Here is a 12,155-nt window from a genome sequence, read left to right on the forward strand (position 1 = left end):
TACTTTTATTTTACTTCGTAAGTGTACACTTTCCTTGCCAAATGGCCAACAATGTCCAAACCTTCTATCACTACTCTATACGTTCCGGGCTCATCTGCGTTGTAAAACTCTAACTGTGCATTGCCATCTTTATCCGTTATCACCTGTGGGGCCCAATAAATGGTAGTTCTTAAGTCCATTTTCGAACTTCTATTTTCGTTATCATATTTTGGCGCATAAAACTCTCGAGATACTGATAATCCCTTTGGTGCAATGGTAACAATACCTGGCGCGTAACGGGTAGTGCGAAAGCTTCCATCACCGCGTTTAGTTGTAATAATTATTATACCACCCGCACCTTGCCCACCATAAATTGCAGTGTTACCAATGCTTTTTAAAAGTTCTATTGTTTCTACATCAGATGGCGTAACGTTATCCAAAAAATCTGGCTCAACGGGAATACCATCCAAAATTATATTAATTGGAATACCTTGACTACGCATTAGGAAAAACTTTCTGTCACGACTAATAACGCCTGGTAACCTACCCTCTAAACACTGCGATAAAGTGACACAAGCTTTTAAATCTTCGGCACTCATTACAAAATCTGCATGTCCACTTCCGTTTAAATTTGATGTATTTTTAGTCGGGTTTTTCTTTTGGGTAATTGTAATATCGTTAAGTTTAATGGTTCTTTCTAACAAACCTAAGCGCGTCATTTCGTTAAAATAATTATCGCTTTCTTTTATGTACTTCATTAAAGAATTATTGACGTTTATCTCTACTTCAGCACCATTTTTATTTTTTGTTACAATTTGTCTTGGGTCAACATCTAGCGTAATATCAACAAATTTACGTTCGGTTTTTGTTCTGGCTTGTACAATAAAACTCGTGCTATCGCCAAAAATCAAATTGTCAAAACTAAATTTTCCTTCGGCATTGGTAACCGTATCCAGCATAAAAAAACCTCCTTTGGTTGATAAAATCATTACCTTACCTCCAACAACTGGATTTTTGCCTTTCATAATTTTGCCACTTATGGATACATTTTGTTCTGGCTTATAAGTAATTGTAGGCTCAACATTATTAATTACATTCTTCCATAATATTCTTGTCCACCCTTGCGTTAGCATCAAATCATCTAATTCTTGTACGGTGTTAGCATCATCATTTAAGAAATAATGGTTAGGTTTTTCTACATATCCTGTTAAATCGGATGTTAAAAGAAAGCTGGTTAAAATGTTGGTTTCATTATCCTCATCAGGTGCAATTTTTGTAGCATTTGTAACGGCTACAGAAAAACTTCCCATAATGGGTTTTTGTTGGTTAGTTGCATTAAAAGCGAAAGTGGTCTTTCCTCTTTTGAGTGTAGAAACCTTTGTTGTATTTAAATTTAAAGCTATAAAATCAGTATTATTTTTTATAAAAATTAAACGCTCCGCTATTGGCAAATTATCGGCAGAGAATAAGGTAAACTGTACAATGCCCGATGGTAAAGTCTTTTTTGGAATGTTTGCTATTACAACTTGTTTGTTCATTACTGCTTTAGAAACGTAAAAAACATTTCCATTTTGTTGCGCTACAATTTTTAATTCACCTTTTTGAAGTAAATCTTCGGTAGCCATCAATTTTAAAGACACGCTACCTGTATCTAAATTATTAATCGCCATTACATAACCACTAGCATTTGGTTTAGGCAACTTTATATCTTTTATCGATCCATCTTTAAACTTAATTTTGGCGGTGTACGATTTATTAGCCTGCATTGTAACCGTAAAATGACCCATTCCTAAAAACGGCGTATCGAAAGAAGTGATTTCACTACCTTCATCATCAAAAATTTGGCCTGTTACATTTTCTCCCTTCCCGTTTGCATTAACCGCTTTGATTGCAATTTTTTGTGGCAATTCTTGTATTAATGTACCACCTTCGGGCATAAACTGTATATCAACCGAATTAGATGTTGACGTAATTGGGATTAACTTTGTGACTTTAGATTTGTCGGCCATTGTTAAGGTGGCGTAAATTTTACCACTTTTGTTTAAAGCAGGCTGGTTATTAACGAAGGCAACGCTGATATCGCCTGTTGAATTGGTTTTTTCTTTGCCTTTAGCGACGTTTTTAGCATCTAACTGCACTTCATAGCTTACCTCTTGATCGTTGTAAGCGATGCCGTTTTTATCTTCAAAATGAATATTTGCAACTACCTTATCGTTTTCATTTTCTTTAGAAAAACTGTAATTCGTTTTAGTAAATACTTTGTTAGACCAGCTATTGCCAATTTTTATCGTTTTATCAAAAAAGAAATTTGGGCCAAAATTGCGCATATAATTGGTGTAAGCCCTAATGCGATAATTGCCTTCGCCTAATGAATCCGTTAGCTTAAAATCGCCCCAAGTAATGCCACTCATAAGTGGAATCCTCAATTGTTTTTTAACCGAATCCTTTTCATTTATAAGCTCTACATAAATAATTTTGCTCAAATTAGAAGGTGCCATCGTTTGCGTATTTAAAACGTATGCTTTAAACCAAATATCATCGCCAATGGCATAATATGGCTTATCTAAATGCAGATGTACTTTTTCTTGAGGATACTTTTTTGAATAATCTTCTAATTTTTTCAACAGTAAAGTAAATGGATCATCATCCATTTTAAAAGCAAAAAAAGTAAATACAACAAGTATTAAGCTAAAGCTTAAAATAATTTTGGATTTCATGGCTTGGATTAAAAAATCAATAATATAATGGGATGAAGTTAACGTAAAAAAATTAAAATATATTTTTCCACATCATGCTTTCTACAGGCCTAGTGGTTTTGTTACTGTATTTCGCATTTCCTTTTGTATTATAAAAGGTTTTTATTTCACCCTCTACTAAAAAGTAAATAAGTTGCCCAATTGGCATACCGGCGTAAATTTTTACGGGTTGTGCTACAGAAATTTCCAGTGTCCAAGTATTGCAGAAACCTACGTCGCCTTTGCCGGCAGTTGCATGTATATCAATACCCAACCGGCCAGTACTGCTTTTACCTTCTAAAAATGGTACGTGTGCATGGGTTTCGGTATATTCGAGTGTTACGCCCAAATACAACGTTCCGGGGTGCAGGATGTAGCCATCTTTCGGGATTTCGAAATGTTCTATTTCATTGTGTTGCTTTGCATCAAGAATTCTACTTTTATAAGTGGCTAAATATTTGCCTAAATGCACATCGTAAGAATTTGTACCTAAACTATTTCTATCGAAAGGCTCGATGATGATTGTACCCTTTTCAATTTCTTCTAATATCCGCGTATCAGATAATATCATTATTATTATGTTTATTTTTGCCCTAAATTTATTATTTATTTAAGATAATATTGCATACAATCAGCGATTTTAAAAATGCCTATAGTTTATAATAAGAAAATTAACGGAGATTCGACTCTGGCAATTTGGAAAATTGAAGAGACTGAGGAGGAACTCTTAAATGGTTTACAGCTTAAACAGCATGAGTTAGACCTAATTTCTTCTTTTAACAACGGAAAAAGATTGTTGCATTGGCTTAGCACCAGGCTGTTGTTAAGAACCATGCTGGCAACTGCCGATTATATCGACTGCAAATTTGATGAACATGGAAAACCATTTTTGGCGAATTTTGACTATGAAATTTCTTTAAGCCATTCTTATGACTACGCAGCCGTGATGATTAGCAAAAGTTGTGCAGTTGGTGTGGATATTGAACTGATTAAGCACAAAATTAAAACCATAAAACACAAATTTTTAAGCGATTTAGAACTTGCTCAAAAACAAATTGGCGATAATATTGATGGTTTATATGTTTGTTGGTGTGCCAAAGAAGCCATTTACAAATGGTACGGAAAAAAGGGACTTGAATTTAGGCAACACATCCACATCAAACCTTTTAAATTAAAAAAAGAAGGCAGTTTAACTGCTGTAGTCGAATTACCAACGGGATTTAAAGAACTAACCGTTAACTATTTTAAAACGGCCGATAATTACATGGTTGGGTATGTAAGCGCAGCGCATTAAATAAATCCACCAAGCAATGAACACGAAAATGAATGAGGATTTAGCAGACAAGGCTTTAGCAAAAACACAATTTTTAAATTGGGGCTTAACCGATTATCAAGAAGCTTGGGACAAACAGGAAGCATTGTTAAACAGCACCGTTGCCATAAAAACCGAAAACCGAATTAACGGAACCCACAAGTTAACACCGAATTACTTAATTTTTTGCGAACATCCGCACGTTTACACATTGGGCAAAAGTGGCCACCAAGAAAACTTGTTGCTTGATGAACAAGGTCTTAAACAAAAACAGGCAACTTACCATAAAATAAATCGTGGTGGCGACATTACCTACCATGGCCCCGGACAAATTGTTGGTTATCCAATTTTAGACCTCGAAAATTTTTTCACCGACATTCATTTATACCTCCGAACGCTGGAAGAAGCTGTAATATTAACGCTAAAAGATTATGGAATTGAAGCCGGCAGATACCCTGGCTACACCGGAGTTTGGTTAGATGCCGACAATGAAAAAGCCAGAAAAATTTGTGCAATGGGCGTTCGCTGCAGTAGATGGGTAACTATGCACGGTTTCGCATTTAACGTTAACGTAGATTTAGATTATTTTAAAAATATTGTACCATGTGGGATAGATGATAAGGCCGTAACTTCATTAGAAAAAGAACTTGGTTACACCTTAAATATGTTGGAGGTTGAAAATAAACTAAAAAACCACATTGCAACATTATTTAAGATGGAACTGATTTAACCAGCTTTAAACCATCTCGATCATTTTTTCGTAATTAGCATTATGAAACTTTTCCTTACCTCAATTATATTCTCTTTATTTACTTCGGGTTGCAGTAAAACTGATGAAATTCCACAAAAAATAACTTCTTTGGATTTGGAAACTCAAAATACTTTTACCTACTTAGCCTTGGGCGATTCGTACACCATCGGCGAATCTGTAACACCATCTAAAGCATTTCCATATCAACTACAGGCTTTGCTTAACAGCGAAAAAGTTGGTGTTGCAACACCTAAAATAATAGCCCGAACGGGATGGACAACTGGTGACCTGCAAAGTGCAATTAAAGCAGAAAATACCACGCAAAAATATGATTTTGTAACTTTGCTGATTGGCGTAAATAATCAATACCGAGGTTATAAGTTGGAGGACTATAAAAAAGAATTCTCCCAACTACTCCAAACCGCTATAAATTTTGCCAATGGAAATAAAAAACGGGTTTTTGTGGTTTCTATCCCCGATTGGGGCATCACTCCGTATGGAAAAAGTAGCGGAAGAGATGTGAAAATGATCTCCAGCGAAATTGATGCTTTTAATTTAGCGAATAAAGAAATCACTTTGGCTGCAGGTGTAAATTATACCGATATAACGCCACAATCTAGAAATGCCGAGAAAGATTTATCACTCGTAGCACAGGATGGTCTACACCCTAGTGAAAAGATGTATGCTGAGTGGGCAACTGCGCTAAATGCTAAAATTGTTGCTGAATTGAAGTAATACCATTTTTGATTATTATCTGTTGAAAAAAACCTAATTAGTCATCCATTTATAAACTTAATTTGAAGTAAATTGTAGCATAACCAAAAATTTTGATGTTTTTTGTGACAAATTTTATACATTTAGCTTAAATATCAAACTAAACAACTTAAACTTTAAATTATGCAAAATTACGACTCTTCAGCAGGCGCTGGTTTTATGAGTGCATTTATTGGTGCTTACTTTATTTTCATTTTATTTATATGGGCGCTTTCCGTTGCAGGAATGTGGAAAACATTTGAAAAAGCAGGTAAGCCTGGTTGGGCTGCAATTATTCCAATTTACAACATTATCATTATGTTAGAGATTGTTGGTAAACCCATGATATGGATCTTGTGGTTGCTTATCCCTTGTGTAAACATTGTATTTTCTGTCTGGTTAATAAATTTAATGAGCAAAAGTTTCGGTAAATCTGAAGGTTACACTATTGGATTAATATTCCTTGGATTTATATTCTGGCCAATGCTGGGTTTTGGAGATGCAAAATATGTAGGTCCATCTGCTGCAGAAGCTCAAAATGGTGGCTTTGGTAACAATCCGTTTAATAACCAAAATAACCCTTTCGGAAATCAGAATAATCCAAACGACACTCCTCCTCCAGCACTTTAATTTGATTAATGATACTGAACTTAAATTTTGCAACCTCTTCTAAGTTATGAATTGGTTGCAAAATTATTTAATACCTTGCCCATTCAAGGCCTTAACAGGAATAGATTGCCCAGGTTGTGGTTTTCAGCGTTCTTTTTTAGCACTTTTACAAGGCAATTTTACTCAGAGTTGGCACCTATACCCACCTACGTTGCCTATACTTTTACTATTTGTTATAACGGGATTTTTAATTCAGTTTAAAGTCAAAAACAGATCAAAAATTATTAATTTACTGGCAATTATTGTTGGCAATTTTGTGTTGATTAGTTATCTGGTTAAAATGCTTTAACCTAAACGCTTTCGTTTGCCGTTAAAAAATTATAGTCATTTTTGATAAGCTCCAAAAATTGCAGTTCATTCATCCCCTGCGGGATACTAATAGATAAAAGATCTTTGATTTTAGCGGCCATTGTATAAATTAAATCGGCATTGCCACTTTCATTAAAGCCTTTAATTACTTCATGAATCAGCTCTACATCTCTATCGTTTAAATGCAAAACTTCTTTAAAAGTAACCTGATAATCTACGGCCTCTACTGGCACAAATGCAATGTTATGAAACTGTGTTCGAGGAACAGTTTTAATTAGGGTTGTATTTGCAACTATATCGCCAATACGTTGCTTTTTCTCACTTATGGCAACGCTAATTAAGGCCAATAACTGAGAGGTTAATGTAAAATCGATAATCCTAAACAACCACCGCAATAGGTACTGACTTAAAGTAGGGCGATTTCCATCTAAACTAATTACCCTTATTTTCATTAATTTTTTCCCGATACTTTTACCATCCATTGTAAGTTCGCAAACCAGATCGTAAAAAGTAAAAATTGCTAAAAAAACTGCAACTATAGTGATGAGAATTGCTTCAGACCGACTAATTGCAGCCACGATAAAAATCACCATCATAATGATAGCCAATACTGCAAACAAGGCCAAATCGATTAACCTCGCAGCTATTCGATCTCCTAAACTTGCTATCTCATATTCAACTTCTACATTTTGAGCGGTGTTAATTTTAATTGAATCCATGGTCAAAATTAATTTAATTTAGCGATAAACTGAAAGATAAAATTTACACCTTATTCGCATTATAACCCATAGGTAATGTGTAAAAATGAGATCACGCAATTCCATCAAATCCACATTAGTATTAGAGAATTGAATATTTTCTTTAAAAAACTAAAAATTTATCTATTTTAACCCAAGATTTTACAAACCAACCAATGAGAGAAGCCTTATTTGTAAAGCAAAATACAGAAAAGTGGCAACACTTTGATAAAATGCAACATGCCAGCTCAGATGATTTGGCCGATTGCTTTATCGAAGTAACTAATGATTTGGCCTACTCAAAAACTTTTTATCCTAAATCTCAAACTACCGCTTACTTAAATGGCTTAGCTTCTAGATTGCACGGCTCGGTTTACAAAAATAAAAAAGAAAAATCGGGTAGGTTTAAAACTTTTTGGGTGTCAGAATTGCCTTTAATTTTCCATCAATATAGAAAGCAACTACTTTATGCTCTCATTTTTTTTGTTGTTTCTTGCGCAATAGGTACTTTATCAGCTAAGTACGACGATAGTTTTGTGCGTTTAATATTGGGCGATGGTTATGTAAACATGACCAACGAAAATATTTCAAAAGGAAATCCATTTGGTGTGTACAAACAAAGTGGAGAGGTAATCATGTTTATCCAAATTGCTGGCAACAACATTTTTGTATCGATGTACACATTTGTTTTGGGCGTAATTTTTTCTTTTGGTGCGATTGTTTCACTTTTTAGAAACGGCATCATGTTAGGTTCTTTCCAATATTTCTTTTTTAGTAAAGGCTTGGGTTTGCAGTCGGTTTTAGTAATATGGATACACGGAACGCTAGAAATATCGGCAATTGTTTTGGCAGGTGCGGCAGGTATTATTTTGGGGAATAGTCTTCTATTTCCAAAAACTTACAGCCGGTTGGTATCCTTTAAAAGAGGCGCTAAAGATGGCTTAAAGATTGTTACGGGCTTAATTCCTATATTTCTGGTCGCTGCATTTTTCGAAAGTTTTGTAACCCGACATACCGAAATGCCAATGTGGTTAAGTGGTTTTATACTACTTAGCTCGGCAACTTTCATCATTTGGTACACCATCATTTATCCCGCTAGGGTTTATAAAAAAGTTAACGCTTTATAAAATTTTTATGCAAGAAAAGTTAGAATTTAAGAAAAAACGAGATTTTAGTCAAATTATAAACGACACATTTTTATTTCTTCGGCAGAATTTAAAACCACTTTTAAAAATTTATTTCATTTTTTGCGGATTATTTGTCCTCGCCGGCATGCTTTCGGCTTTAATGTATCAATATAAAACAATCAATTTAGTAAATGGTGGCAGTCCTGCTTCTGCATTTAATTTCAGTAGAATGTTCGGCCTTGAATATTTTTTGGTGATCGTTTTCGCACTTGTAAGTTATGCCAGCGTAACGGTTGCCATTCTATCCTACATCACGCTATATGTTCAAAAAGGTAATCAAATTCCCTCAACCGATGAAGTTTGGGCCTATTACAAATTTTATTTTCTCAGAGTTTTTGGCAGTTCGCTGCTTCTGAGTTTAATGTTGGGCGTTGCAACCCTTTTTTGTTTAGTGCCAGGTTTTTATCTTTTCCCATTTGTAGCCATAATGATGCCCATCATGGTAATAGAAAACGGTACATTGGGTTATTCGTTTGGGCGAAGCTTTAAACTTATAAAAGACAATTTTTGGACAACTTTTGGAACCATCATGATCGTGTGGATCATTGTGTACGCAGGTATGTCGCTAATTACGCTGCCCACAACAATTTTATCTATGGTGGGTTTGTTTACAAAAAACAATCCATCAATGTCGCTAACTTTTACTGCAATAAGTACAGTGCTACAATACCTTTGCCAAGCATTTACTGTAATTCCAATCATTACCGTTTCTTTATGTTATTTTAGTTTGGCCGAGGATAAAGAAAGAACAGGATTAATGGAAAAAATTTCACAATTTGGCAACTTAGAAAAACCAATAGACCACCGACCAGAGGAATATTAAAATGTACAAATCGCTCTTTATCTCTTGTTTATTTTTAGGCCTATTCTTTACTTCCAAGGTTGGTCTATCTAAGGCAATATCCTTTAATCACAAGCAAACTGAAATTAGTTTAGATAGCGCTCAAATTAAACCCGCTAAGTTTGATAAGGAGGCACTACAAGAATATAAAAACCAAAAATCATTTAAGTATGATGATGCCCCAACTACCGAACTGTCTTTATGGGATAGGTTTTGGATGTGGTTTTGGGATTTGGTAGGTCGAATTTTTGCAGGCGCCGCAAGTAATCCAATTTCAAAATGGTTTTTCATTATTTTGGGCGTTGCCGTAGTTGTATTCATCATCATTAAATTAATAGGAACTGAACAAATTTTCTCTAAAAAATCGAAAGCCACTAATTTCTCTTACGATTTAACGGAGAATATTCACGATATCGATTATGAAGCTGAATTGAACCGATTTATTGCACAAGAAAACTATCGCCACGCAGTGAGGCTGCTGTATTTAAGGTGTTTAAAAAAACTAAGCGACGCCGAAATTATTACGTGGAAACCCGATAAAACAAACTTTAACTATTTGGCAGAGCTAAAAGATTTGAACCTAAAGGATGATTTTAGCGCCTTAACTTTTCAGTTTGATTATATCTGGTACGGCGATTTCCCTATTGATAAAAATGGCTTTGCACCAATTAACCAATCTTTCAAAAATTTTAACAGTCAAATTAAATGAAAGGTTACAAGATATATTTAGCCATTGGCGTATTATTGATTGCTGCATATTTAGTGGCGCAGTACAATAAACCAAGCCCTACCGATTGGACCGCCACTTACGTTGCCAAAGATAAAATTCCTTTTGGAACGTATATTTTGCGCAACAGAATAAATGATATAATACCTAATGCTGAGGTTTTAAACGCACAAAACGCCACTTATAACACTTTTAAAGATTCTAAATATGAAGCATCAAGCTACATTATAGTTGCCTCATCGGTAAAAATTGATAAAACAGACTTCGAGCAGTTGAAGCTTTTTATGGAGAAAGGGAACAACGTATTTATCGCTGCGTACGAATTTGGCCCATACCTAAATAAAATATTAAAATTACAAACAGCCACGGTTTACAAAACAACGCCCGGTAGTATTTCTGTCAATTTTACCAATCCAGCTTTAAGTTCAGTTGCCGATTATCGTTTCGAAAAAGACATTGGCAACCAATATTTTCAAAAATACGAAACTAAAAACGTAACCGCTTTAGGAAAAAATGCACTCGGAAATGTGAATTTTATAAGCAAAAAATATAAAAAAGGCAATTTGTATTTAATTGCAGAACCCGGTTTTTACACCAATTTTAATCTGTTAGATAAAGATGGTGCAGATTACGCAGCAAAATCCTTAAGCTATTTACGGCAAAGCAAAACCGTACTTTGGGATGAGTACAACACTTTAGCCAATACCGACGAAGGCAGTTTATTGCGTGTATTTTTTAAACATCCCGAATTAAAATATGCCTATTACCTCACTATAATTGGCTTGATTATTTTTGTGCTGTACGATATGAAACGTCGCCAAAGAATTATCCCAATTATGAACCCTTTTACAAATTCATCGGTAGATTTTGTAAAAGTAGTAGGCAGTGTTTATTTTGATAAAAGAAACAATTTAGACATTGCACGTAAAAAAATTACTTTCTTTTTAGCCTATTTACGTGCCAGGTATCATTTAAAAACAAACGAAATTGATGGAAATTTCAGCGAATTGTTAAGTCAAAAAACAGGTATAAACCTCATTTTAGCAAAAACATTGACCAATAATTTTATAAAAATACCTTTGGCACAAGAAATTAATGATAAAGAATTGATTGATTTGAACGACATTATAGAACAGTTTTATAAAAATACGCAACCACATGGAGCAACAATTTAACCAACGCACCGATTTAACTGCTTTAAATGAAGCGGTAAATCAGATTCGCACGGCACTAAGCAATATAATAGTTGGACAAAAACAGGTAATCGACTTTTTGATAGTGGGGCTTTTAGCCGATGGACATATTTTAATTGAAGGTGTGCCCGGTGTAGCCAAAACTTTGAGCGCGAAACTTTTAGCAAAATCGATAGATGCAAAATTTTCTAGGGTACAATTTACGCCCGATTTAATGCCATCTGATGTTTTAGGAACACCAATTTTTAATACTAAAACCGGCGATTTTGAATTTAGAAAAGGTCCAATTTTCGGCAATATTGTTTTAGTTGATGAAATTAACCGTGCACCAGCAAAAACACAGTCGGCACTTTTTGAAATTATGGAGGAACGCCAAGTTACTATTGATGGCGAAACCTATATTATGGATGAACCTTTTATGGTATTGGCAACCCAAAACCCGATTGAACAAGAGGGAACATATCGCTTACCAGAAGCACAATTAGATCGGTTTTTATTCAAGATAGAGGTTAAATATCCTACCGTAGAAGAAGAAGTTGCCATCATTACCGCACAGCATACCGTTGTAAATAAATCACTTTTAGATGAGGTAAAACCTGTTCTATCGATTCAACAAATTAAAGATACACGCGCCATTATTAGAAATTTATATGTAGAGCCAAAACTTATTGAGTTTATTGCACAGATTGTATTCGAAACACGCAATAATCCATCGCTTTATTTGGGTGCGTCGCCTCGGGCATCGCTGGCAATTATACATAGCGCAAAAGCTTTAGCAGCCATCCAAGGTAGAGATTTTGTAACGCCAGATGATATTGTAACCGTAGCAGTGCCAGTGCTTGCACACCGAATTTTGCTCTCGCCAGAAAAAGAAATGGAAGGCTTAACAACGGCTGATATTATCAACCAAATCATCAAAAAAATAGAAGTACCGAGGTAAATTTCATCAACTTAATTGAGTG

At 34.8% G+C, this 12,155-nt stretch carries 13 protein-coding genes; 10 read left to right on the top strand and 3 right to left on the bottom strand.

The features are described from left to right. Positions 1-5: 5 nt before the first annotated feature. Together EZJ43_RS03420 and dcd are read right to left on the bottom strand one after the other, a co-directional pair. Positions 6-2,696: a carboxypeptidase-like regulatory domain-containing protein gene (locus EZJ43_RS03420; RefSeq protein WP_243718032.1), complete on the bottom strand. Its 2,691-nt coding sequence runs from the start codon at positions 2,694-2,696 to the stop codon at positions 6-8. Positions 2,697-2,748: 52 nt separating this feature from the next. Continuing rightward, a complete protein-coding gene (gene dcd, locus EZJ43_RS03425; RefSeq protein WP_133261274.1) occupies positions 2,749-3,285 on the bottom strand; it encodes a dCTP deaminase in 537 nt (178 codons plus the stop codon). 75 nt (positions 3,286-3,360) lie between these two features. Between dcd and EZJ43_RS03430 the strand changes: the two genes are divergently transcribed. The 5 genes from EZJ43_RS03430 (at position 3,361) to EZJ43_RS03450 (ending at position 6,488) form a co-directional block, all read left to right on the top strand. Further along, positions 3,361-4,008 (top strand): 4'-phosphopantetheinyl transferase family protein, encoded by a 648-nt coding sequence (locus tag EZJ43_RS03430; protein WP_133261275.1) that lies wholly within the window; start codon positions 3,361-3,363, stop codon positions 4,006-4,008. 16 nt (positions 4,009-4,024) lie between these two features. Beyond that, on the top strand, positions 4,025-4,756 hold the full coding sequence (gene lipB / locus EZJ43_RS03435; protein WP_133261276.1) for a lipoyl(octanoyl) transferase LipB: 732 nt from the start codon (positions 4,025-4,027) through the stop codon (positions 4,754-4,756). A 42-nt stretch (positions 4,757-4,798) separates the two neighbouring features. Continuing rightward, positions 4,799-5,512 carry an SGNH/GDSL hydrolase family protein gene (locus EZJ43_RS03440; RefSeq protein WP_133261277.1) on the top strand — a complete coding sequence of 238 codons (714 nt, stop codon included), beginning with the start codon at positions 4,799-4,801 and terminating at the stop codon, positions 5,510-5,512. Positions 5,513-5,674: 162 nt separating this feature from the next. Further along, complete coding sequence (locus EZJ43_RS03445; protein ID WP_133261278.1) at positions 5,675-6,160, top strand: DUF5684 domain-containing protein; 486 nt, start codon at positions 5,675-5,677, stop codon at positions 6,158-6,160. A 46-nt stretch (positions 6,161-6,206) separates the two neighbouring features. Next, positions 6,207-6,488 carry a DUF2752 domain-containing protein gene (locus tag EZJ43_RS03450; RefSeq protein ID WP_133261279.1) on the top strand — a complete coding sequence of 94 codons (282 nt, stop codon included), beginning with the start codon at positions 6,207-6,209 and terminating at the stop codon, positions 6,486-6,488. Between the two features lies 1 nt (position 6,489). Here EZJ43_RS03450 and EZJ43_RS03455 read toward each other — a convergent pair whose 3' ends face one another. Next, a complete protein-coding gene (locus EZJ43_RS03455) occupies positions 6,490-7,227 on the bottom strand; it encodes an RDD family protein (protein ID WP_133261280.1) in 738 nt (245 codons plus the stop codon). Between the two features lie 194 nt (positions 7,228-7,421). On the opposite strand from EZJ43_RS03455, the gene EZJ43_RS03460 reads away from it, so the two are divergent. From EZJ43_RS03460 to EZJ43_RS03480, 5 genes are read left to right on the top strand one after another with little or no spacing between them, the layout of a single operon-like run. Then, positions 7,422-8,372 carry a stage II sporulation protein M gene (locus tag EZJ43_RS03460; protein WP_133261281.1) on the top strand — a complete coding sequence of 317 codons (951 nt, stop codon included), beginning with the start codon at positions 7,422-7,424 and terminating at the stop codon, positions 8,370-8,372. A 7-nt stretch (positions 8,373-8,379) separates the two neighbouring features. Beyond that, the gene (locus tag EZJ43_RS03465) at positions 8,380-9,255 is read left to right on the top strand and encodes a G protein-coupled receptor family protein (RefSeq protein ID WP_133261282.1); all 876 of its coding nucleotides are present in this window, start codon (positions 8,380-8,382) and stop codon (positions 9,253-9,255) included. Between the two features lies 1 nt (position 9,256). Next, a complete protein-coding gene (locus tag EZJ43_RS03470; protein ID WP_133261283.1) occupies positions 9,257-9,982 on the top strand; it encodes a DUF4129 domain-containing protein in 726 nt (241 codons plus the stop codon). Then, positions 9,979-11,175, top strand: a complete 1,197-nt coding sequence (locus EZJ43_RS03475) for a DUF4350 domain-containing protein (RefSeq protein ID WP_133261284.1) — start codon at positions 9,979-9,981, stop codon at positions 11,173-11,175. The genes EZJ43_RS03470 and EZJ43_RS03475 overlap by 4 nt, the downstream gene beginning before the upstream one ends. Further along, positions 11,159-12,133, top strand: coding sequence for an AAA family ATPase (locus tag EZJ43_RS03480; RefSeq protein WP_133261285.1), 975 nt, complete (start codon positions 11,159-11,161; stop codon positions 12,131-12,133). Before EZJ43_RS03475 ends, EZJ43_RS03480 begins: the two co-directional genes overlap by 17 nt. Positions 12,134-12,155 lie beyond the last annotated feature (22 nt).

The organism is Pedobacter changchengzhani (assembly GCF_004354365.1).
In the GTDB taxonomy this organism is placed as follows: domain Bacteria; phylum Bacteroidota; class Bacteroidia; order Sphingobacteriales; family Sphingobacteriaceae; genus Pedobacter; species Pedobacter changchengzhani.

Excerpts from the sequence above, each read along its gene's own strand:
- EZJ43_RS03420 (WP_243718032.1), bottom strand. The coding sequence starts at position 2,696 with ATGAAATCCAAAATTATTTTAAGCTTTAGCTTAATACTTGTTGTATTT.
- dcd (WP_133261274.1), bottom strand. The coding sequence starts at position 3,285 with ATGATATTATCTGATACGCGGATATTAGAAGAAATTGAAAAGGGTACA.
- EZJ43_RS03430 (WP_133261275.1), top strand. The coding sequence starts at position 3,361 with ATGCCTATAGTTTATAATAAGAAAATTAACGGAGATTCGACTCTGGCA.
- lipB (WP_133261276.1), top strand. The coding sequence starts at position 4,025 with ATGAACACGAAAATGAATGAGGATTTAGCAGACAAGGCTTTAGCAAAA.
- EZJ43_RS03440 (WP_133261277.1), top strand. The coding sequence starts at position 4,799 with ATGAAACTTTTCCTTACCTCAATTATATTCTCTTTATTTACTTCGGGT.
- EZJ43_RS03445 (WP_133261278.1), top strand. The coding sequence starts at position 5,675 with ATGCAAAATTACGACTCTTCAGCAGGCGCTGGTTTTATGAGTGCATTT.
- EZJ43_RS03450 (WP_133261279.1), top strand. The coding sequence starts at position 6,207 with ATGAATTGGTTGCAAAATTATTTAATACCTTGCCCATTCAAGGCCTTA.
- EZJ43_RS03455 (WP_133261280.1), bottom strand. The coding sequence starts at position 7,227 with ATGGATTCAATTAAAATTAACACCGCTCAAAATGTAGAAGTTGAATAT.
- EZJ43_RS03460 (WP_133261281.1), top strand. The coding sequence starts at position 7,422 with ATGAGAGAAGCCTTATTTGTAAAGCAAAATACAGAAAAGTGGCAACAC.
- EZJ43_RS03465 (WP_133261282.1), top strand. The coding sequence starts at position 8,380 with ATGCAAGAAAAGTTAGAATTTAAGAAAAAACGAGATTTTAGTCAAATT.
- EZJ43_RS03470 (WP_133261283.1), top strand. The coding sequence starts at position 9,257 with ATGTACAAATCGCTCTTTATCTCTTGTTTATTTTTAGGCCTATTCTTT.
- EZJ43_RS03475 (WP_133261284.1), top strand. The coding sequence starts at position 9,979 with ATGAAAGGTTACAAGATATATTTAGCCATTGGCGTATTATTGATTGCT.
- EZJ43_RS03480 (WP_133261285.1), top strand. The coding sequence starts at position 11,159 with ATGGAGCAACAATTTAACCAACGCACCGATTTAACTGCTTTAAATGAA.